This is a genomic window from Chloracidobacterium sp. (assembly GCA_016715795.1).
Taxonomy (GTDB): domain Bacteria; phylum Acidobacteriota; class Blastocatellia; order Pyrinomonadales; family Pyrinomonadaceae; genus OLB17.
On record JADJXP010000001.1, the window covers coordinates 1,006,242 to 1,027,612 of the forward strand.

The 21,371-nt window shown below is 58.3% G+C and carries 18 protein-coding genes; 5 read left to right on the forward strand and 13 right to left on the reverse strand.

Annotated features, from left to right (window positions below; genetic code table 11):
* Positions 1–4: 4 nt before the first annotated feature.
* The 11 genes from IPM59_04690 to IPM59_04740 form a co-directional block, all read right to left on the reverse strand.
* Complete coding sequence (locus tag IPM59_04690; protein ID MBK9214885.1) at positions 5–487, reverse strand: dihydrofolate reductase; 483 nt, start codon at positions 485–487, stop codon at positions 5–7.
* Positions 487–1,188 carry a DUF2071 domain-containing protein gene (locus tag IPM59_04695; protein ID MBK9214886.1) on the reverse strand — a complete coding sequence of 234 codons (702 nt, stop codon included), beginning with the start codon at positions 1,186–1,188 and terminating at the stop codon, positions 487–489. The genes IPM59_04690 and IPM59_04695 overlap by 1 nt, the downstream gene beginning before the upstream one ends.
* Positions 1,188–3,098 carry a selenocysteine-specific translation elongation factor gene (gene selB / locus IPM59_04700; protein MBK9214887.1) on the reverse strand — a complete coding sequence of 637 codons (1,911 nt, stop codon included), beginning with the start codon at positions 3,096–3,098 and terminating at the stop codon, positions 1,188–1,190. Before selB ends, IPM59_04695 begins: the two co-directional genes overlap by 1 nt.
* Positions 3,098–3,553, reverse strand: coding sequence for a hypothetical protein (locus tag IPM59_04705; GenBank protein ID MBK9214888.1), 456 nt, complete (start codon positions 3,551–3,553; stop codon positions 3,098–3,100). Before IPM59_04705 ends, selB begins: the two co-directional genes overlap by 1 nt.
* 5 nt (positions 3,554–3,558) lie before the next feature.
* Positions 3,559–5,667 carry a sigma 54-interacting transcriptional regulator gene (locus IPM59_04710; protein MBK9214889.1) on the reverse strand — a complete coding sequence of 703 codons (2,109 nt, stop codon included), beginning with the start codon at positions 5,665–5,667 and terminating at the stop codon, positions 3,559–3,561.
* 87 nt (positions 5,668–5,754) lie between these two features.
* The gene (locus IPM59_04715) at positions 5,755–6,579 is read right to left on the reverse strand and encodes a tetratricopeptide repeat protein (GenBank protein MBK9214890.1); all 825 of its coding nucleotides are present in this window, start codon (positions 6,577–6,579) and stop codon (positions 5,755–5,757) included.
* A gap of 8 nt (positions 6,580–6,587) precedes the next feature.
* Positions 6,588–6,938 carry a histidine triad nucleotide-binding protein gene (locus tag IPM59_04720; GenBank protein ID MBK9214891.1) on the reverse strand — a complete coding sequence of 117 codons (351 nt, stop codon included), beginning with the start codon at positions 6,936–6,938 and terminating at the stop codon, positions 6,588–6,590.
* Between the two features lie 52 nt (positions 6,939–6,990).
* Positions 6,991–8,292, reverse strand: a complete 1,302-nt coding sequence (gene murA, locus IPM59_04725) for a UDP-N-acetylglucosamine 1-carboxyvinyltransferase (protein MBK9214892.1) — start codon at positions 8,290–8,292, stop codon at positions 6,991–6,993.
* 126 nt (positions 8,293–8,418) lie between these two features.
* Positions 8,419–10,587, reverse strand: coding sequence for a TonB-dependent receptor (locus tag IPM59_04730; GenBank protein MBK9214893.1), 2,169 nt, complete (start codon positions 10,585–10,587; stop codon positions 8,419–8,421).
* A gap of 82 nt (positions 10,588–10,669) precedes the next feature.
* Positions 10,670–10,990, reverse strand: a complete 321-nt coding sequence (locus tag IPM59_04735; GenBank protein ID MBK9214894.1) for a hypothetical protein — start codon at positions 10,988–10,990, stop codon at positions 10,670–10,672.
* Positions 10,987–11,334: a DUF3703 domain-containing protein gene (locus IPM59_04740; GenBank protein MBK9214895.1), complete on the reverse strand. Its 348-nt coding sequence runs from the start codon at positions 11,332–11,334 to the stop codon at positions 10,987–10,989. The genes IPM59_04735 and IPM59_04740 overlap by 4 nt, the downstream gene beginning before the upstream one ends.
* 50 nt (positions 11,335–11,384) lie before the next feature.
* On the opposite strand from IPM59_04740, the gene IPM59_04745 reads away from it, so the two are divergent.
* The 5 genes from IPM59_04745 to IPM59_04765 all read left to right on the forward strand — a co-directional run bounded on the left by IPM59_04745 (position 11,385) and on the right by IPM59_04765 (position 19,297).
* Entirely contained in the window at positions 11,385–11,993 is a 609-nt protein-coding gene (locus IPM59_04745; protein ID MBK9214896.1) for a sigma-70 family RNA polymerase sigma factor, read from the forward strand.
* A 64-nt stretch (positions 11,994–12,057) separates the two neighbouring features.
* On the forward strand, positions 12,058–12,537 hold the full coding sequence (locus IPM59_04750) for a hypothetical protein (GenBank protein MBK9214897.1): 480 nt from the start codon (positions 12,058–12,060) through the stop codon (positions 12,535–12,537).
* 78 nt (positions 12,538–12,615) lie between these two features.
* Positions 12,616–15,405 (forward strand): CHAT domain-containing protein, encoded by a 2,790-nt coding sequence (locus tag IPM59_04755; protein ID MBK9214898.1) that lies wholly within the window; start codon positions 12,616–12,618, stop codon positions 15,403–15,405.
* A 92-nt stretch (positions 15,406–15,497) separates the two neighbouring features.
* Complete coding sequence (locus IPM59_04760; protein MBK9214899.1) at positions 15,498–16,853, forward strand: S8 family serine peptidase; 1,356 nt, start codon at positions 15,498–15,500, stop codon at positions 16,851–16,853.
* A gap of 194 nt (positions 16,854–17,047) precedes the next feature.
* Positions 17,048–19,297 (forward strand): VCBS repeat-containing protein, encoded by a 2,250-nt coding sequence (locus IPM59_04765; GenBank protein ID MBK9214900.1) that lies wholly within the window; start codon positions 17,048–17,050, stop codon positions 19,295–19,297.
* Positions 19,298–19,467: 170 nt separating this feature from the next.
* On the opposite strand, the gene IPM59_04770 is transcribed toward IPM59_04765, so the two are convergent.
* Both IPM59_04770 and IPM59_04775 read right to left on the reverse strand, forming a co-directional pair.
* Positions 19,468–20,007: a DinB family protein gene (locus IPM59_04770; GenBank protein MBK9214901.1), complete on the reverse strand. Its 540-nt coding sequence runs from the start codon at positions 20,005–20,007 to the stop codon at positions 19,468–19,470.
* Between the two features lies 1 nt (position 20,008).
* On the reverse strand, positions 20,009–21,364 hold the full coding sequence (locus IPM59_04775) for a hypothetical protein (protein ID MBK9214902.1): 1,356 nt from the start codon (positions 21,362–21,364) through the stop codon (positions 20,009–20,011).
* Positions 21,365–21,371: the final 7 nt, after the last annotated feature.

Here is a 21,371-nt window from a genome sequence, read left to right on the forward strand (position 1 = left end):
TACATTACTTTCGCCGCCGTTGAAATATCTTTACGGTCAGGTCGTCACCAAGCTCGTGCAGCGACGTCATCTCAAAATTGTCGAGAAAGCTCTTCGGCATAAAAGTATCGGCATCCGGCACCTCGATCGGTATTTCCGTAACGATCCATTTCTCTATCACGTCAGCAAACTCCGCATAGGTCGTTGCCCCGCCGATGATAAAAACGTCGCGATTGAGATATTTTGCCAGTTCGACGACCTCGTCCACGCTGTTCAATCGCATAACCTCGCCCGGCGTGTCGATCTTGCCCGAGCGGCTGAGGACTATATTCAATCGCCCCGGCAGCGGCTTGCCGATCGAGCTCCAAGTGTTTGAGCCCATGACGACGGCGTTGCCGGTCGTGGTCTTCTTAAAGAACTGAAGATCTGCCGAATAATGCCATGGCAGGCGACCGTCGCTGCCGATCGCGAGATCCTTTGATACTGCAATGATGCCGATTATCGCCATTAGTAGATCGATCTGCCCTTATACACCGCAACCTCAGAACCCTTTGCCAGCAGGATCGAGTGCGGTGTCTCGTCACGGAGAAAACCAAACTGCTCGCCGTACGTTGCGGCAAAATCGACATCGATCACCTCGTTCTTTGTCGAGAACAGCTCCCATTTCGGATGTTCGACGCGGTATTCATCGACCCGTGCGCCGCCTCGCTGTGTGTAGCCCCAATAGTGCTCGATGATAAATTCGCCGTGCGACCCTTCTGGCGGGACGCCGAGGTTCTCATCCATGTCGACACTCAGACGATTAGTGACGCCTTCACGTGTCCAGCCGTAGGACACCATCGTGCCGCTCCTGACGTGTGACATCTGCCAGCACTCGTACGGCTCGCCATACATCACACGGGCAACCGTTGCGATAGCGTATCGCGGAACGATCTCCTTGATAAAGCACACGCCGCGACGGATCTCGCCATCAACCTCGCGCTTGACATAATATCGCAGGTTGACCTCCTCGAAATTGATGTGAAACGGTATCGGCACACCGAGGACCCGCGTATCGAGAAACATAAATCCGACAAGGCTGACGAAACACTTGCCGTCGTTCAGGTCGAGTTCTATTCCACGAGGCACGTGTGAGGCGAGCAGCGACGGCTCGACCACGTAGTTGGCCATTATCAGGTCTTTCCAATACGCGGTCAGAAACTTTCTCATCACAGGATCACGCGACTATCGCCACGGCGGACGGTCACCTTTTCACGGTCGAAATATTCGAGTAGAGGTATAGCATATTTTCTCGAAACTTTCGCAAGCTCTTTGAAACGGGCAACGTCGATTCCTCGGTCTTTGGTTGCCTCCGCAGATCGTCTGAGCTGCTCCGTGAGAGAGTCCAGCACGGCGCGGCTGAAACAGAACTCGTCACTTACTTTAACGACCACTCCGTCCTCGATCAGTAACTGCAGGAGATGCGACGCCCCGGCTCGAGATGTTCCCGTGCTGTTTGCCGCATCGGCAAGCACTTCATTGATCTTTGGCACCTCGAGACGTGCTGCAGCGATCGCCGAGAGCATATTGTCGCTCGCCTCCTGTTCTCTCGCCGACAGCTCGGTGCGGAACGAGGCCGAACGCATCAGATCACCCTGCGCGATGATCGTTCCTGCGACCGTAAGTTGGTCAATGACGGTTTGAAAGACATTGTCTGTGACGCCGCGAAAGACGGTTTCGCGCAATTCCTCGCGCGCGATGCCGCGTTTGAGCGGTTGGTCTCGATGAAACGCATCGATGGCTGCGGCTGCGGCAGACCGCAACTCGGCAAGGTCACTCGCTGAGACGAGCACGCCGGAAGCGTCCACGGCTGAGCCGGACGCGACACTTCGTTCCACGGCCTCTATCACGGACTGACGCTCACAGCCGGTCCGGGCCTGAAGATCGCCGATCGTCAGGCCATGTTTGCCCGATGCGGCAATAATAAGCGGCAATCGCTCAGCGATCCCATTGGCAGCATTCAGCCGTCTGAGTTCTGCGACGACCGCCTCAATGTCCCGCATTCGATGCCGCGCCGGCGAATTATCGACGACCACTCCTCCGGCGATCGTTGATGGTGGCGAGTATCTGCGGATGATAAATCGTTCGTCGGGCACCGCGGCGATTGGTGTTTCCAGGGTCAACTGAACAAAGGCGTCGTCGCCCGGTGCGATCTCGCCCGAGCCGTCGAGCACCTTGACCCGGGCCAGCGCCTCGGCCGTGCCGCAATGCAGACGGACACGCTGTCGCGAGCGGACCGGCCGCTTTGCGTCTGCTAGCACCTCGAGATGAGCGTCGATGATCTGCGCGGGTCGCAAAATGCCGGCGGCCGCGAGCATCATCCCACGCGTTACTTCTGACCGCTCAACACCCGAGAGATTGACCGCGACACGCTGTCCGGCCGACGCAGTTGATACGCTCGAGCCATAGGATTGCAGACCGCGCACGCGAACGCGCCGGCCGACGGGCAGCAGGTCTATCTCGTCTCCCTCAGATATCGTGCCGGAAGCAAGGGTTCCCGTGACCACCGTGCCAAACCCTTTCATCGAAAAGCTCCGGTCGATGGGCAGGCGAGTAACAATGGATGACGCTGTACGTTTCGCGGTTACCGCCGTCAGGGCGTTTTTGAGTTCGTCGACGCCTTCACCGGTTCGCGAACTGACGACAACGATAGGAGCCCCGTCGAGAAACGTGCCGGCGACGAGCTCGGCTGCGTCGAGCCTTGCGAGTTCGATGGTGTCAGCGTCCGCGAGGTCCGACTTTGTGATGGCAATGACGCCGGAGCTGACGCCCAGAAGCCGACATATGTCAAAGTGCTCCCTCGTTTGCGGCATCACGCCGTCATCTGCGGCGATGACGAGCAGGACAACGTCGATACCGCTTGCGCCTGCAAGCATGTTCCTGACAAAGCGTTCGTGTCCGGGTACATCGACAAATCCAAAACGGATGTTACCGACGGTGAGTTCGGCAAAACCGAGATCGACCGTAATTCCCCGACGTTTCTCCTCAGGCAGCCGATCTGCGTCGGTGCCCGTCAGGGCCTTTACGAGTGCTGTCTTGCCGTGGTCGATGTGACCGGCGGTGCCGACTATCACATCCATTAGTTTCTAAAGATCGCCCGCATCACATAGTAAAAGATGACCGGTGGAACGAACGAAACGGCCATCGAGAGCAATGTGACCACGAGCGAATAGAGCCAGGCTTCGCGTCCCGCTCGTATGTTAAATACCTTTAGGAATAAACGCTTGATCAGAAACAGGAAGAGCGGCGGGAAGAGGGCCGCGACGGCAATGGCCGCCCCCAGCGTAACATCACCGCCTGCAACCTTTTCGATATCGCCGCTCCACGCAAGGGCCAGGATCATCCCGATGATAACGAACGGGACGAAAAAGCCGACGCACAAAGCGATCGTGTCACTGAATGTCACGAAAGCCACCGCTTTTGGTGCTTGGGCCCAGTTGCGACGAACGAGCCAAATGACCTCCAGAATGATCGCTGCGACAAAGCACAATACAAAGAATCCCGTTGTCAGCCATTGAATGCTTACTTCAGACATAATTTCTATTTTGCACCGTCGGTCTCGTATTGTTCGAGCTTACGATAGAGCGTTTTACGCCCGATATTCAACAGCCGAGCGGCTGACGATTTGTCGCCGTCGGTATACATGAGGGTCGCCTCGATCACCTGCTTCTCGATCTCGTCCATTGCTGACGGCAGACCAAGGCGGATCTCAAATTCGCGGCCCGTTCCCGCCGCTATCGCGCGTTCATGCCGTGCGTTGGCTGCGGCGCCGAGTTCGGTCCGGGAGATGGCATCAGGAAGGTCATCGGCCTCTATCTGACGGCCCGAAGCAATGATCACAGCCCGCTCAATGGCATTTTCTAGCTCACGGACGTTGCCGGGCCAATCGTAATTGACGAGGGCCTTCATAGCTTCTTTCGAAATGCCCGAGACGAAGCGGCCGGTTTTTTCCTTATAGCTATCGAGAAAGTGGATAACCAACAGGTGAATGTCCTCTATACGTTCGCGCAGGGGCGGAAGCGAAATGGGGAACACCGAGAGCCGGTAGAACAGGTCCTTGCGGAACGTCCCGGCTGCGATCGCCCGTTCGAGATCGCTGTTTGTTGCTGCGATCACGCGAACGCCTGCCTTGATGACCTTCTTGCCGCCGACGCGCGTAAACTCGCCGTCTTGCAGAACGCGGAGGAGCCGCACCTGCGCCTGCAACGACATCTCACCGATCTCGTCGAGAAAGAGTGTTCCGCCGTCGGCTTCCTCAAATCGGCCTTGCCGCTGCTCGCGTGCATCAGTGAACGCACCTTTTTCGTGCCCGAAGAGTTCTGATTCGAGCAGCGTTTCGGGGATCGCACCGCAATTGATCTTGACGAATGGCTTGTTCTCGCGGCCCGAGTTGTAATGGATAAGGTTCGCGATCAATTCCTTGCCCGTACCCGATTCGCCCGTTACGAGCACCGTCGTAGATGTATCGGCGACATTCAGTCCGAGCTCGATCGCCCGTCGTATCGCCGGGGCTTGGCCGACAAGCTCACTGTGACGATGAAGCACGCTGCGGAGCCGCATCACCTCGGTCGAAAGCTGGTCGCGTTCGAGCGCCGTCCCGATCTGGTCAGATATTCCCTCGATCAGGGCAATATCGTGATCGGCGAACGTGCCTTCCTTGCTCCAAACAAACCCCAACAATCCGAACGCACGGCCGGCGACGTGCACGGGCGTGACGAGAGCAGCCTTACCCTTGAGCTGGGTGTTGAAAAAGATTCGTATCGGCAGCGGCAATTGCGAATCTGCCAGCCTCAGCGTTTTGCCGTCGCGCAGCAGGTCGCCGAGGGCCGAGAACGTCTCGATATCGAGAGATTTATTGTGCTGTTCGATGAGCCTGAGCATTCGGCCCAGCTTGATGCCTTCTGCAGCCTTGAAGGTCGCAAGCGAGATGCGCTTGCCCGTCTCATCCAGCACGCCCAGCGCACCATAATCGGCCCCGACCAGATTGATCGCTCGCTCTATGACATCCTCTGCGACCTCCTTAAAGTCGGAGTGCGAGTTGAGCGTATTGGCGATCTCGAGCAGCGCATTCGTCCGCCGCGTCTCCTGCTCTTGCGTGACGTAGAGCTTGGTGTACTGATAGCCGATCGCGAGTTGGCGGGCGATCGATTCCAGAAAGGCCACTTCTTCGTCGAGCCAGACACGCGGCTTTCTCGTGTCGTGGAGGCCCATCAGGCCCAGCACCCGGCCGTTCTGGATGATCGGGATGATCAATAGTGATCGTGTGCCGAGGGCCTTGGCAAAGAACTTCAGCGTGGCGTCCTTTGCCTTTGAGATGTCATTGACCCTGATCGGTCTTGTCAGATCCAGCCGCTCAGCGAGCCTGGTTGCGTCAAAGGGTATCGTGGTGCCCTGGCTCTTGGGGACGCCGCGGTCGCGGCGCCATTCATGACTGATGACCAGTTCTTCACCGTCGGAGAGTTGGAGTAGGTCACAGCGGTCAGCTCTGAGCATTCGCCCGATCTCAGAAACGACGACGTTAAGAAAGCGTTCGAGGTCGATGTCGGTCGGCAGGTCGCGCGCCAAGCGTTCAATGATCGCTTCGCGGGCTTGCTGCATGCTGAGCTTACGCTCAGACGACAGTGCCGTTGTTTGCTGGGCTTGCTCCATCGCTGACTGGACAAAAACACTGTGTCCTTTCTGTCACCGGATGTCAAGCTGACACACTTCGGTGCGAATGTGTGTTCTTTCGACGCATCAATGCGTCTTATTTGCGGGCTTTACCGGTAGTTTTGTATTTGCCTCGCGGGTGGCGCGACTGTTGGTATTCGTCGGCCGTCCGGCGCTGTTCGTGTTGGAGTTTGCGTCCGCATTGGCGTTAGCGTTCGCCGCTTTGTTCGCGTTGGCGTTAGAGTTCTGTGGCCCGACATAACTTACACGCTGCCGACCGGCCTCGGCGTCCTCGATCAATTCCTCAGCCCGGCTGTTCGACGGATCGAGTTCGAGGGCCTTCTTGAGAGCAGTTAGGGCCTCGTGGTATTTGGCAAGGCGGATCAGGCTTGTACCGAGTTCCATCTGATACTCGCTGTCGTCCGGCTTGAGCTTGACTGCCTGGCGGAAGGCATCCTCTGCCTCCTCATCCTTCAGCAATTTTGCGTATGTCCGGCCCAGATTGAAGAAGGCTACATCATCCTTAGGATTCGCTTCGACCCATTTCTTGTAGGCCGTAACGGCAGCCTCAAACGCCTTTTGCGAGTTTGGCTTAGCATTAGCAGGCCCGGTCGCCGTGCCGCTTCGTTCGAGCTGCATCTCGTGTAGCGAATACGCGATGCCAAGCTGAAAATAACCTTCGGCGAGATCCGGATCGAGCGTTACAGCCTGCTTGAGGGCCTGAATGGCCAGTTCGGTCTGGTTCTCGTCGAGCAGGCGTTTTCCCTCAGCGAGGGCAACATTTGCGTCAGTTATATGGGCAAACTGCGACTCGGTATTCGCATTCGTCGGCTCCGTGTTGGCGGGTTTTGAGCCGCAGCTTATTAAGGTCAACAGGCAAAAAAAGAACACTATGCGGCAAAACTCTCTCATAAGGTAGATCATCCGGGCGGAAATACGAACGGCCGCCCGGCCAGCAGATGCACGTGCAGGTGAAAAACGGTCTGGCCGCCGTTTGCATTAGTATTGATCACTATTCGATAGCCTTCTTCCGCAAAGCCGAGGCCGCGAGCGATGTCGGCGGCCGTCGTGAGCAGGTGGCCGAGCATTGGCCCGTGTTCTTCTTCAGTCTTGTCGAGCGAGTCAAGGTGAGTTCGCGGGATGATCAGAATGTGCGTCGGCGCCTGCGGGCTGAGGTCATTAAATGCGATACAGCGGTCGTCCTCGAATACAAGCGTTGACGGCAACCGTCCGTCGGCGATCTTGCAAAAGATACAGTCTATTTCGGTCATCGGTCTGTGACTTTGATTAAATCACACGGCGGCGGGTTGGCAAACTCGCGCATCAGGCCGCTATTTCCTCCTGCGTGGCATCAATGTCCGCCTTGATGCGTTCGATATCGGCTCCCAGTGAGCGGAACTTGCGGACGATCGTCTCGTAGCCGCGGTCGATATGATATACGCGGTCGATGGTGGTCTCGCCCTCGGCACACAAAGCCGCCAGCACCAACGACGCGGACGCGCGCAGGTCGGACGCTATGATCGGCGCACCCATCAGTTTGCTCGGCCCGTGAACGGTGGCCGTATTGCCCGATATCGCTATGTCGGCACCCATGCGGATCAACTCCGACGCGTGCATAAAGCGATTCTCGAATATCGTCTCAACGACCTTTGATTCGCCCTCAGCCTGCGTCATCAGTGCCATATACTGGGCCTGCATATCGGTCGGAAAATGCGGATGCGGCTCGGTCGTCACATCCCTGGCCTTTAGCCCGCCCGACGAGCGTCGAACTAGGAGTGTGCTCTGATTTACCTCATCGATCTCGACGCCGGCCGAGCGAAGGTGGTCGATGACAGCGACCAGATGATCGGGCCGGCAATTCTTGACCTCGAGTTCGCCGTTCGTGATCGCGGCGGCCACGAGGAACGTTCCGGTTTCGATGCGGTCTGGGATTATCGTATGTTCGGCACTTCCCATTCCCTCTACACCGTCGATCTCTATCGTTGAGGTCCCGGCTCCGCGGATCCGGGCTCCCATCTTGTTCATCAATTCTGCGAGGTCCTCGATCTCGGGCTCCTCGGCGGCGTTTCTGATGGTCGTGCGACCCTCGGCGAGCGCGGCGGCCATCATTACATTCTCCGTGCCGGTTACCGTAACCTTTTCAAAATCGACGGCATTGCCCGTGAGACGGCCTCTCGGAGCCCGTGCCACAACATCGCCCGATTCAAGCGAGACCTCTGCCCCCAACTGCTCGAACGCCTTCAAATGAAGATCGATGGGCCTCGTCCCAATGGCACAGCCGCCCGGCAGGCTGACCTTTGCTTTGCCAAACCTGCCGAGCAGCGGCCCTAGCGCCAGCACGCTCGCGCGCATTGTCTTAACAAGGTGATACGGCGCCTCAAAGATCTCAACGTTCTTTGCCGTGATCTTGTGCGTGCGAAGCTCCGGCGTCAGCACCGTAGCACCAAGGTCCTCGAGCAGTCTGCGCTGCGTTATAAGGTCCTTGACATACGGCACGTTGTGAAGCGTCACCGTCTCGCTCGATAGCAGCGTCGCCGCCAGGCACGGCAGGGCCGAATTCTTCGCTCCGCCGATCTCGATCTTTCCATGCAGCGGTCGCCCGCCGCGAACTACAAACTTATCCATCGCAGTCTCTTCTACCAACGGAGCTGTGGCTGCCGCCTTCATCATTCCTTATAGGTTTGAGAAGAGAATGTTATCACAAAGCGCAGAATTTCAACCGCGCTTTTGTTGATTTTTGTCACCGCCTAGTCAGAATCGTATCTTAACGCCGCCATTGAAAACACGCCCTTCGAGGTGCGTATATACTTCGGCAAACGTCGGATCTGTGTGCGGCGGAATGACGACGGGGCCATATTTCCCTTGACGCACGTCGGTCAGGTTCTCACCGTTGATAAAGAGGCTGACCTTGCCAAACGTCTTCTCGGCAAATATGCCGACCTCGGCGGTCGAGCGCGTCAGCGAGCGAGACTCCAATGTCTGCCGTCCGGCAAAGTAAAACTCAGCTCCGAATTTGTAGCTTTCATGCTTTTCAAAGACGAGTGATGAATTCACTTTGTGTTTAGGCAAGAGCGTTAAACGCCGCGTACCTGCGAGATAGCCCGCCTTTGCGTCCGTTAAGGTGTAGCCAAAAAAGAGTTTTGCGATGCCGTAGCCCAGGCGAACATTTGTTTCGAGCCCTTTGCTGATCACCGGCGATTGTTCGTTGCGAAATCGGTAGCCAAGAAAAGCAGTCGGCCGCAGCGTGATCGGGTCGCTGATGGTCGTGTAAAAGAACATCTGGTTGATCGAGTATGTAAACCGTTCGCCTGCCGCACCTCGATAGTTTACGTCAACCGTGCCGCCCTGGCTGCGTTCTGCTTTCAGGTTTGTGCCGACAGGGCTGACGTTGCGAAACAGTAATATCTCGGCTTCCTCGGTGAACATAGTCGGCGTCTTGTACCCACGGCCGTAACCTACCCGCGTTGTCAGTTTGTCCGAAAATCGGTAGAGCAGCGAGACGCGCGGGAGCACAAACATTCCATAGTGCTTGGCTTTGTCCAGGCGAAAGCCCGCCTCCAGAGAGAGTTTGCTTGTTACATCGACCGTGTCCTGAATAAACACGCCGCCGTGTGTCCGCGCCTCGTCACGAGGAGAAGTCACGCCCGGCGTATTCTCGCGGAATCGGTCGTGGACAAGGCTGCCGCCAAAAACAAATGCGTGTTTTCCGAATGAACGCAGATAAGAGATATCGGTGAACGAATTGAGTTGACGACCTTCAAAGCCGTAGTTAGGCGTCGCAAGCTGTCTGTCAAACATCGCGAGGCTCTGCTTTGCAAACAAACGGCCGCCACCCGCGAACTCGTGATCGAGATTGAACGTCGCGACGTTGCGCACCGACCGGTTCGATTCAAAATAAACGTGCGATGCATCGGGCCGGCCGCGAATCGCAAATACGTCTCCACCCTTGCGGTCTTGGTACGAGAACGAGTTGCTCGCGGTCACCGTCGTCCTGTCGCCGCGATAGAAGACGAGTTTTGGTGCCACGCCGACCGCTTTTGTCCTCGGCAACTCTGTAAACTCATCGTCGTCGACGTCATATTCCCTTTGATAGTTAGCCGTGCCGAGAAGCGTGTAGCCAAAATGGTCGAACTTTCGGGAATTAAAGATCGAGAGGTCAGTGCCCAATGCAGACGTTTGGTTGAGGATGAGGGTCGTTACCGGTGTCTCGCTCGGGTCTTTTGTTACAAAATTGACGACGCCCGCGATGGCATCGCCACCGAAGAGCGTGGCCGACGGCCCCTTGATTATCTCGACCTGTTTTAGATCGAGCGGCGGAATTTCGAGCAAACTCAGGCTGCCCGAAAAACCGCCATAGGCCGGAAAACCGTCCTTGAGTATCTGTGTGTATCGGCCGTCGAGGCCCTGAATGCGGACGCTTTGCGAGTTTGACGTCGCCGACGTCTGCTGCACCTGAATTCCCGTGCTCTCGTGCAACACCATCGAGACGTTCGCGGGCCGCATATTGATCTTTTCGTCGATCTCTTCCTCGTCGATGGCCTCGACGCGGGTCGGTTCAGCCTCGATCTCGCGGCCGGTTCGCGTCGATGTAACGGTAACCTCGCCAACCTCGTGGGTTAACGCAAGAAAGACAGTGTGTTCGCTTGGGTCAGCGAGCGGAAATGTTAGCTTTAGCTCGACAGACTCATAGCCGAGCGATGAGACCTCGACGGTGTGCTCGCCATTCGGAATGTTAGCAAGCCGGATATGGCCCTCAGCGTCCGCCGTGGCCATGATATAGGTGCCTTTGACGATCGCCGAGGCCTCGGCGACGGCGGCCTTTGTGTCGTGATTCTTAACAAGCAGAGTCAACGTATTGCCGGTCTGCGCAAAGACTGATTGTGCGGCGATGAGGGCCGCGATAAATATTATTACTTTCAAAATATTCTCCTGGTCTGACTGATTCTTAGCCCCGCGCGTCGATCAGACGAGCGGCAAAAATGGGCGCAGTTGTGCTGTCGGATCAGGCCTTGGGTGGCTGCCAGATGGAATTAGGAAATGGGTTTGTGTATGGATTGGTGTATTCGACGGCCAGATCGGCAGCAAAGATGACCGAGGCCTCTATTGGCGCCGACGCACTCGCAAATCGCGCGCTCGAAACCGGATGACTGCAGCACGAGCAGATGCAGAACGGCGAACATAGTTCGGCATCTGTTTCAGATCCGTCCGTCGTAACATGTGTCGCGACCGTCACCTCGTCGTCTGAACAGGCTGTCATGTCCTGACACGGCTGGGCGAGCAGGAAGATGATGAAGAGAATGAAGATGAAACTAAATATTCTCACTTTGCGTTTGCGTCGAGTATATGCCGGAGATCATCAGGGATCGGCATTGGCTTAAAGAACCATACATTTGACGCTCCGGTGTTGCCGGCGGGATAGATGCCGAGCGGCGTTTTCGTCGAAGCTCCGATAATGCGGATCACCTGGCCCCAGATCTCACGCGGCGAGTGCATCTTCAAGGCGAGCTTGAGCATTCGCCAATGAACACGCGTGTGCTCGTAGGTGATCGCCTGGCCGAGCACATGCGCACGCTCAAGATGACCAAGCGCAGCCGCAAGATCGCCCGCGGCCTCGCAATCGGCGGCCAGCGTGATCTCGCGGTCTATATGTTCTCTCAACGAGGTCATGGTAAAAATACGATTATACGACAGAATCAGTTAGAATCGGGTTTCAACGCGTGACGACACCGACAGAACAACGTCCCGAGGTCGAGTTTGAAGCCGGCGGCATCGGCAGCGACGACGCTCGGCTGGTAAAACGCTGCCGCGCCGGCGATCAGGCGGCGTGGGACGAACTTGTCGATAGATATCAAAGGTTGATATATGCGATACCGCGCCGCGCGGGGCTATCGGAAGAGCAGGCGGCGGATGTTTTTCAGGAAGTTTTCGTTACGCTTCTCGAAAAGATCGACGCCATCGAGCAGCCGAACCGCATACGTTCGTGGATCGTCACAACGGCGAAATTCAAGACGTGGGGCATCATCCGCGGGTCAAAGGGCCACTATTCGCCCGAGACCGAGGAAGAAATGGAAGCCGAGATGGCCGCGATCCGTGACCAAGGCCCGCTCGCCGACGACATGCTGATTGAGCTTGAGGAACAGCACTTGATCCGAGCGGCGTTAGAAAGAATAGAGGAACGCTGCCGGACGATCTTGTCGATGATCTACCTGACCGACCCGGCGGCGAGCTACGCTGAGGTTGCCATTGCGATCGGCGTCGGCGAGACGAGCATCAGCCCGCTAAGGTCACGGTGCCTGAAGAAACTTGAAAAGGAATTGACGAAATAGTGTCTTTTTCATGGTCACATCGGCACTGTCTGAACGGAGCAAGGGCAATGGGCCCAATGGAAGAATGAAAAGAACACAGGAACAACGCCTCGAACACATCATCCGACGGATGCAGGCTGACACGGCGGCCGATGCACCGGCCGAGTTGATGCAGTTTGCAAAAGGCCTCTACCGCACACGCATTGTCGAGCCCGCTCCATCCATCGTTCGGCGGTTCGCCGCAGTCTTAAGCGTCGATCTTGCTCCCGGACGTGCGGCCTTCGGCGAACGCAGTGCGACAGGCAGCCAGGCCCGGCAGATGTTGTTTGAGGCAGGCGACAATGCGATCGACCTTAGGGTTGTTGCGGCCGGCAGAGGTTTCGATGTCCGTGGCCAGATACTCGGTGACGGATTTGAGGGCGGCAGCGTTGAGATAGGCGAGATAAAAGTTCAGATCGACGAGAACGGCGGATTTGCGTTCAGCGGCCTGTCGGCCGGCGAGTACAGCCTCACAGCACGCGGCGGCGAGCAAGAGATATTTATCGAAAAGATCATCCTCAGATAGTGCACCCCCAAACTCCATCCACCAAAGGCGAAGGGACGCGCGAAACCTCCGCCTTTTCCTCATTGTATAATCGGCATAATGCGTCGATCGTCACTCGCCAAACTATTGGTCGCGGCGGCAGATAACGCCGAGCGAGATCGGTTGCTTAGATCTAATCGCTCATCTGCCGACGAGCGTTTGGCCGCGGAGCTCCGTGACATCTGCTACGCGTCGTGGACGAATGATCCGGTCACGGCGCAGCGTGCCTCGGCGGCTGCAAATGTGTTGGGGAAGGTCGCCCCGTCACCGGTCACGGCCGCAACTGCGCAGTGGATAAACGGCATCGCCGAAATAACGCGAGGCCGATTTGAACGCGCGGTAAGATCGCTTAGGCAGGCAGGCGAGATGTTCGCTCTCCTCGGCCGCGACAATGACGCGGCACAGACGCGCGTGGCCGAGCTTCTCGCTCTGGCGATGCCGGGACGTTATGACGAGGCTGTCGCAGCGGGCGAGGCGGCCCTTGATTATTTTGTTCGCACAAGCGATCACCTCGCGGCCGGCAAGGTGGCGATGAATCTTGGCAATGTCGTCTCGCGTCAGGGACGGCATCGTGACGCTGAGGCCTATGGCCTCGCCGCATGCCGCCATTTCAAGCGTGCAGGCGAATCGGCATGGCTGGCAATGGCGGAGAACGGCCTTGCAAATACCTACGCCGAACTGAACCAGTTCGCGAAGGCTCGACGTATCTACGAGAAGGCCCTCGCGGCCTCCAAGTCCTTGTCCATGACCGTTACTGAGGCCGAGATCGAGGCAAACCTGGGCAATCTTGCGGTGCTTCGCGGCCAATATTCCGAAGCGATACGCTATCTCGAAGGCTCGCGTCAACGCTATATCGAACTAGACATGCCACACCAGTCAGCGGTGGCCGACCTTGAGATCGCAGACATCTACAGCGAGCTAAATCTCCTCAGCGAGGCGGCGGAGACATACAGGCGCATCGTGCCTGAGTTCGCGCGGCTGAGACTCCGTGCGGAGGAGGCCCGCGCACGGCTGCGTTACGGCCGGACGGTGGCCGCGCTCGGTGATGAGCGAACGGGCAAACGGGAGTTGCAGAGTGCTCTTCGCCTATTCAAGGCCGAAGGGAACTGCTCCGGACAGGTAGCTGCCCTGTTGGACTCGGCCGACGTGTTGATAAGGCAGCGGCGGCCTCGCGATGCGCAAGCCGTAATCGCGACCGCACGCGCGGCCTTGCGAAATGACGATGATCCTCGACACGAGATCACGCTAAAGCTACTCGATGGCAGAGCCCTTGCCGGGACCGGATCTGTCGGGCGGGCAAGACGCATCCTGGCCGAGGCTGAGCACATGGCGGCAGATCGCCGGCACACGAGCGTCCTGTACACGATCCGAACCGAGCTCGGTAAACTTGCGGTGATCGGCGGAGATTTGAATGGTGCGGCGGGGTATTTTCAGAAGGCCATTCGCGATATCGAATCGTTGCGTTCTACCGTCGGTGCAGATGAATTCAGCGTTGCATTTCTGGGTGACAAGGCAGAACCGTTTGACAGCCTGGCACAGTTGCAGATCGGGCAGGGCAGGCTTGCCGCTGCATTCCGCACCGTTGAGCGTGCCCGCTCGCGCGCATTGCTCGACGCGATAGGCGGCGGCAAGCATCGGCCCGTTCCACCTGCGCTTCAGCAGCAGCTAGACGATGCCCGATCACGATTGAACCGTCTGTATCGAGCCGTTGAGTACGGTGACGAGAGCGACGTGGCCGAAGGCCGAAAAGCTGTCCTCAATGCCGAGAGATCACTGGCCGATCTCATCCGGCGTGTCAACAGCTTGACCGGTGCAAATCGCGATGCGGGCAAGGTGCTTGACATCAAAGACCTTCAGCGACGGCTGGGCCGCGACCGTTCGTTGATCGAATACATCGAGATTGACGGCGTCGTATCGGCTTTTGTCGTCGATGGTACGAGAGTGAGGTATGTCCGCGAGCTTGGTTCTGTAGCGGAAATTCACGGCCTGCTCGACGACCTCAAGTTTCAGTTTGAGACGCTGCGATACGGCGGCGAGCGGCTATCACGATATGCAGCGCAGATGAAGGGCCGCGCCGACCACTGTCTGAAGCGGCTTTACGACCTGCTCCTCAGTCCGCTCGTGCGACATCTCGCGGCCGAGAAGCTGGTCATTGTTCCGGCCGGCGTGCTCCATTACGTACCGTTTCACGCGTTGAATGACGGCCAGAGATACCTGATCGAGAGCTACGAGACGGTCTATGCTCCGAGCGCGGCTGTGTGGGCACGCACGAACGCAAAAAGGCCGCGCGGGCCGCGGAAATCGCTGATCATTGGCTATGCCGACGAGCGGATACCGCAGGCCGAACGCGAAGCGCACGGCCTCGCAAAGGTCCTGCCCGACGCTGATGTTTTTACGGGAAAACAGGCGACTTTTGAGGCATTTACCGCCAATGCCGGCCGGCACGGCCTGATCCATCTCGCATGCCACGGCCAGTTTCGGCCTGATAGTCCGATGTTCTCAAGCCTGCATCTCGCAGATGGCTGGGTCACAGTGCAGGATATTTGTTCGCGGCGGATCAATGCATCACTCGTAACGCTGAGTGCGTGCGAGACCGGTGTGAGCAAGATCGCGGCCGGCGACGAATTGCTCGGGCTGGTCCGCGGCTTCCTGGCCGCCGGGGCCTCGTCGATGATCGTCAGCCTGTGGACGGTGAACGACCGTGCCGCATCCGAGATGATGAAGCACTTCTACTCAGGCATTTCCGGCGGCCTCTCACCGGCTGCCGCCCTGCGCGAGGCCCAACTGCAACCGGCACTCGGCGGGGAGCATCCATACTTTTGGTCGCCATTCATCGCGATCGGCCGTTAAGAAATTCTTCGCCGGCGTGTCTTTTTGATAATATTGGCAACACTGTGGTCATGGCGGCGATGGATTTCGCCTGAGATCGTAGTGAGGTAGTAATGACCGGCAGTAAGAAGTACTTGAAGTTCATTTCCGTCCTTTGGGCGGCTTTATTGCTCATCGGAACGGCCGATGTTTTTGGTCAGACGGGCCGTGGTGACGATTGCAGTTGCGTCGCCGATCAGGTCATTGTTCAACTTGGCAATGCCGCCGATCTGCCTGCAGTTGCTACGCAATATGGGCTCAACGCCACGCCGATCTCTCAGGTTGCATCGCCGCCGATCTATCTTCTCCAGATTACTAACGGACAAACGCCGACGCAGGTCGTCGCGGCGATGACCACGCCACCTGACGCCCGCATCATCTTTGCCGAGGTCAACCGCAAATTTTCGCAACTCGAGCGGCCGGGACTCGCCTGGACTCAGGGTCGCTCGTGGGCGATCGGCCGCTCGTGGGCCATTGGCGGCAGTGTCAAAGGCTACGGCAAGCAGTGGTTTCCGCACAGGATACGTCTGAATCAGGCCTTTGAGGCGGCCGGCACTCGAGGGCTTCGCGTAGATAATGGCCAACCGATCGTCGTCGCCGTGCTCGATACGGGCATTGATCTGACGCATCCTGCGTTCGATGGACGGCTGGTACCGGTGGCCGACCGTTGGGACTTTGTCGATGGCGACAACGACCCAAGCGAGGTCGGCGTGATCCATCAGGACCCGTCCTACGGCCACGGCACGCATGTTTCCGGCATTGTCGCTCTGATCGTCCCCGACGCCAAGATAATGCCCATTCGCATACTTGGCCCCGATGGCTCAGGTGAACTCTGGCGCATTACGGCCGGCTTGATCTGGGCCGCTAATCACGGGGCCGATGTTGCAAATCTCAGCATCGGCTTTCCTGAAGATGCACGAGTATTGCACGACCTGCTTGACTGCCTCGACGGCGTGCCAAATCCGACGACATTCCCGATCGGCACGCGCCGATTGGCCGTTTCCGTGGCGTCAGGCAACGGCGGCAATACGACCGAGATATTCCCGGCCGCCGAACAGCGTGACGGCATGCTCTCGGTCGCAGCCAGCACTCGGTATGACCGCATGGCGACGTTCTCGTCTTACGACCGGTCGTGGGTCGATGTCTCGGCCCCGGGCGAAGAGATCGTTAGCGCCTTGCCCGGCGGACGTTACGGCATGTGGTCAGGCACATCGATGGCTGCACCAATGGTCGCGGGCATTACAGCCCTGGTCAAGGCGAGATATCCGACGACGTTTCCGACGCCGCATGACCTGCTCGATCACGTTAAGGAAACGGCCGTGGATAAGCGCTGGGAAGAGCTTCCGCCATGGGGCGAGGTCCGCCTCAAGCGTGTCGATGCACTCTGCGCTGTCACGAATAATTTCAAATGTCCTATTCCTTCACAATAGTCCGGCTACGGACAGCCGCCGGATAGTCGTCAATCCTGACGGCCAACCGCAGCCCGATAAGGGCCACGCCTGAAAGGGCGTGGCCTCTTCTTTTTTCTTGCTCAGAGTGTCTTTTTCCACTACCTCAGCTCACTGTGTTCCTGACGACACCCCAGGCAAAGGGGTAATTTTACAAAAACTCAGGTAGGTAGAAAATGAAAAGAACAGTTAAAAAGAACAGTTATTACGTGAGGGCCGCGATGATCGTGGCATTGCTCGCAGCGTGGGTGTCGGTCCCGTTCGTGATGAACAGTGTCAAGGCCGATGGCACTCCCGTCATCTTGGTCCACAACGCGATCCTGACATCGCCAAGCGGCAGTCCTAACCCGCACGGCGAAGCCGAGTGGCAGCTCTATCAGAGCGGAAACCGGGAGATCGAAGTCGAGGTCGAGGATCTCAGTCTCGTACAGGGAACAGTGCTCGACGCATTTGTTGACGGCAACGCGCTGGGCACGCTTACAGTTGATGACCGCCAAAAGGCTAAGCTCAAACTCCGAACCGAGAACGGCCAAACGGTGCCGGTGGTCAACAACGGTTCGACCGTTGAGGTTCGTAACGGCGGCACGATCCTTGTAAATGGTATTTTTGGCGGCGGAGGTCCGTCGCCAACGGGAACGCCGACCGGAACACCAACGGGAACGCCGACAAGCAGCCCGAGCCCGTCACCGTCGGGAACGCCGAATGGGACGCCGAGCCCGTCGCCTTCGGGCACGCCTAACGGCACACCGAGCCCGAGCCCGTCACCGTCGGGCACGCCTAACGGCACACCGAGCCCGAGCCCGTCACCCAACGGCGGCAATCTGTTTGCCGGGCTGAGCGGCCCAACGCTGAATGGCGTTGTTCCGACGGGTTTTGGCGAATTTGAGATCCACAGCAGCCGCGTGGAACTCGAGGTTCGAGTCGATCGGATCAATCTGCCTCAGGGAACCGCTCTGGGCATAGTTGTTGACGGTGTCCTCGCGGGCAACCTGATACTTGAAGACGATGGCGATGGCCGGCTGCGGCTTCGCAGTGACAACGGCCAGACCGTGCCCAATGTCGTGAACGGCTCAACACTCGCTGTGCGCAACGGCGGTGCGACCATAATGACCGGGATCTTTACGGGCTTTAGCGCGACGCCGTCGCCATCACCGTCACCATCCGCATCGCCCTCGCCATCGGGAACACCGGGCGGCACGCCGAGCCCAAGTCCGAGCCCGAGCGCAAGCCCGAGCCCGTCCATGGGCCGCTTCTTTGAGTCACACCTGAACGGCAACGGCATGACGCCGCCTGTCGCTACGGCCGCAAACGGCGAACTCAAGGTGCAGATCAGTGTCGATGAGACGCAGGCAACCGTATTCGGTGAGTTTCACAATCTGTCGAGCAATCAGACCGGAGCACGCATCGAGACGGCGATCGGCTCGACCATTACGATCCGTGACCTCGGCGTGGCAGGCGGACTGAACGGCAACTTTGCCTCCGCGACCTTCGCTGTCACACCGGTTCAGGTCCAGATGCTGAGAGCAGGCCTGTGGACTGCCGTGATCACGAGCGTCAACAATCCGAACGGTGAGATCCGAGGGCTCTTCCGGCAGCAGTCGAGCGAAAGCGACTTCAACGGCGACGGCAACCACGATCTGGCCGTTTTCCGTCCGTCCACAGGTTCATGGTATGTCCAGAATCCGGCTGGCTTTATGGCCCTCGAATTCGGCAGTGCCAATGACCGTATCGTCTCGGGCGACTACGACGGCGACGGCAAGACCGACGCCGCGATGTATCGCGATGTCGCCGGCCAAGGCGTTTGGGAGATCAAACGCAGCTCGGACGGCGGCCTTACGACGACGCAGTTCGGCCTTGCGAGCGATACGCCGGTCAGAGGTGATTTTGATGGCGACGGACGCCTCGATCTCGCGGTATTCCGTGCCTCGACGGGCATGTGGTATATCCGCAAGAGCAATGGTACTGGCCACATCGTCACACAGTTCGGCAACTCGTCAGACAAACCGATGGTATCGGATATGGACGGTGACGGCCGTGATGATATCGCGGTGTTCCGTGGCAGCGAAGGCAACTGGTACTGGCTCCGCAGTTCTGATGGCCAGTTCGCGGCCCGCCAGTGGGGACAGTCCGGCGATATGCCAGTGGCAGGTGATTTTGACGGCGACGGCAAGACCGACATTACCGTGTTTCGCCCGTCGAACGGCATCTGGTACACGTGGCTTAGCTCAACGGACAACTACCGTGCAACGTACTTCGGGTTGTCGAGCGACATTCCGGTTGCCGGGAATTACGACGGTGACGGCGTGACCGATATCGCGGTATTCCGGCCGTCAGATGGCAACTGGTACATTCTCAGGAGTGCTGACAGCAGCTTCCAGATGTTCCAATTTGGCCTCAGCGGCGATATTCCGCTGATCGCTAAATAAAAAGAAGATTGGCGGCCCCGATCTGTCGGGGCCGCCGTCATTGACAACCAGAGGTGGCTTGACGCCATCGAATATCATGCATCGGGTATGCCACTAGCCACTCCGCTATGATGAATCAGTCCGATGCTTTTATCCCCGGTTGAACCACCCTCCGTTCGGCCGGGGATCTTTCATTGCCTTATCAGGCCGATGACGCGCTCGATCTGCTCGGTGTGCCGCCGCTCGTGAAGCCCTGCCATGACCAGCCATTCACCGGCGTTGATCTCGCCAAAGAAAGGATGTGGAAACGTGTGACCGGAGAGGTCATAGCTTTCGAGGTCGCCCTGCATGGCATCGAGCGTCACGCCTGTTTCCTTCATCTTCTCCAGCGAATCTGCTATCGGGACATCTCCGGTAGGCTGGACGCGTTCTGGAGCCTCAATGCGGGTGACTGCGACCTCGGCCGCGCGCTGGCCAAACTGCGAACCGACGCCAAAGCTGCCGTCCGACGGCTTGCCATCGGCCTTTGCCGCATTCAGCAGGCGTTCGCAGATGCGGGCTGTGCCGTATTCGACCATCCACAAGTGCTCGACGATGTGCCGGACCGACCATTTTTCGCCATCCGGAATGGCGGAGGCCTCTTCATCCGTGATCTCGCCAAGCACGTCGAGCAGGCGGCTGCGGATCCTTCTGTTGGCCGAATAGATATCGGCGATAGATGTATATCTCATGCTATTTAGCAGCCTGCGCCGGCTGCTGACTGAGGATCAGGCGATGCCAACGTGCAAAGCCGAGCGATGTATCGGGTTCGCCGATCTTCTGGAGCGTGAGCGTCGTCTTAAAGTAGAGAATGCTCTCTGCATTCCACGCCATTTCAGAGATCGGGCCGAGCGAGCGAAGCTCGCGGATGTCAGGCAGCGTTGTCAACGGCTCTTCCTGGCCATTCGACGGCTGGCCTGTCGAGCCGCGGTCATAGGCATGTGACGACAAGAGCAACGGCAGACGCAGCGGGATCGCAGCCTGCGTCGGGCTGGTGCCGACTGCGTCATAGATCCTGATCTGAGCGTCGAACGTGGCCGGAAGCTTTACGTCGGTCGGATTGACCGAGCGTGAGAATGCAGCGGCGACCTTTGTCGAATCCGGCGACCAGACCGGCTTGACGGCGGTGCCGGCATCATCGAGTCGTCGCTCGCGGCCATTTTTTTCGACAACTCTCAGCCTGCCCACCGAAGGCCTGACCGTCACAGGCGGCGGAGCCGTTTCCGTTTTTGGTTTGGGCGTCGGCGTGGCCTGCGCGGGGCGTGTTTCGAATGCCTGATATTCGCGTGCCGTCGTCGCAAGTGCGGCGAGCATCGTACTGTCAGGCGACCACACGAAGTAAAAGTACTTGAGGCCGTCATTCGTCGTCAACGCCTTTAGTCCATTACCGTCAGTCCCGCAAATATATATCTGCTCCGTCGCGAACGTGAGCACGCCTGATGCCGGCGGCGGCGTCGGCAACGGCGAAGGCGACGGTTCAGCCGCGGGCTCAGGTGCCGTATTGCCCAGCACTTCAGATTCAGGGATCGCGGCCGCCGCCGGGACGGTGCCGCTTTCGCTTCTTTCGGATGCCTCCGGCAAAAGCGTTCGCGTCTTTGCGGCGAATGCAACGGCAGACGAGTCCGGAGACCAGACGATCGCCTCGGGCCATGCCACTGACATAGCCTCCGGCGTTATTTGCTTCAGAACTTTGCCGTCCGGCAGGTACATATCGAGGCGATACTCGTCTGCCGGATCTGACAGGCGATGGTAGATCGCCAAGACCGACTTCTCATCGGGTGCCGAGAGCGTGCGATCGAGGATCTCGGCCGGGCGTCGTCCGTCGAAGTCAGCCTGTACGGCCGCGTTCCGGACGGATGCAGCCGTCTGGGCCGCGTCAACACCGGGCGGAGGCACGTCAGCCTCATACTTATAATTCAACCGGACGGACGGCACGTCAGCGAGCGTTGAGACCGTGTTGTTCTCGGTCGGGCGTTGGCCGCCCGGGCAGCCCGTCAAGAACAGCAAAAATAGGATGATGGCCGCGATCGGCGGGCGAAAGACGTGCATACGGTGG

What these genes read in the sequence shown, in the direction of transcription:
- IPM59_04690 (MBK9214885.1), bottom strand. Translation starts at nt 487, where the DNA reads ATGGCGATAATCGGCATCATTGCAGTATCAAAGGATCTCGCGATCGGC.
- IPM59_04695 (MBK9214886.1), bottom strand. Translation starts at nt 1,188, where the DNA reads ATGAGAAAGTTTCTGACCGCGTATTGGAAAGACCTGATAATGGCCAAC.
- selB (MBK9214887.1), bottom strand. Translation starts at nt 3,098, where the DNA reads ATGGATGTGATAGTCGGCACCGCCGGTCACATCGACCACGGCAAGACA.
- IPM59_04705 (MBK9214888.1), bottom strand. Translation starts at nt 3,553, where the DNA reads ATGTCTGAAGTAAGCATTCAATGGCTGACAACGGGATTCTTTGTATTG.
- IPM59_04710 (MBK9214889.1), bottom strand. Translation starts at nt 5,667, where the DNA reads ATGGAGCAAGCCCAGCAAACAACGGCACTGTCGTCTGAGCGTAAGCTC.
- IPM59_04715 (MBK9214890.1), bottom strand. Translation starts at nt 6,579, where the DNA reads ATGAGAGAGTTTTGCCGCATAGTGTTCTTTTTTTGCCTGTTGACCTTA.
- IPM59_04720 (MBK9214891.1), bottom strand. Translation starts at nt 6,938, where the DNA reads ATGACCGAAATAGACTGTATCTTTTGCAAGATCGCCGACGGACGGTTG.
- murA (MBK9214892.1), bottom strand. Translation starts at nt 8,292, where the DNA reads ATGGATAAGTTTGTAGTTCGCGGCGGGCGACCGCTGCATGGAAAGATC.
- IPM59_04740 (MBK9214895.1), bottom strand. Translation starts at nt 11,334, where the DNA reads ATGACCTCGTTGAGAGAACATATAGACCGCGAGATCACGCTGGCCGCC.
- IPM59_04750 (MBK9214897.1), top strand. Translation starts at nt 12,058, where the DNA reads ATGAAAAGAACACAGGAACAACGCCTCGAACACATCATCCGACGGATG.
- IPM59_04755 (MBK9214898.1), top strand. Translation starts at nt 12,616, where the DNA reads ATGCGTCGATCGTCACTCGCCAAACTATTGGTCGCGGCGGCAGATAAC.
- IPM59_04760 (MBK9214899.1), top strand. Translation starts at nt 15,498, where the DNA reads ATGACCGGCAGTAAGAAGTACTTGAAGTTCATTTCCGTCCTTTGGGCG.
- IPM59_04765 (MBK9214900.1), top strand. Translation starts at nt 17,048, where the DNA reads ATGAAAAGAACAGTTAAAAAGAACAGTTATTACGTGAGGGCCGCGATG.
- IPM59_04770 (MBK9214901.1), bottom strand. Translation starts at nt 20,007, where the DNA reads ATGAGATATACATCTATCGCCGATATCTATTCGGCCAACAGAAGGATC.
- IPM59_04775 (MBK9214902.1), bottom strand. Translation starts at nt 21,364, where the DNA reads ATGCACGTCTTTCGCCCGCCGATCGCGGCCATCATCCTATTTTTGCTG.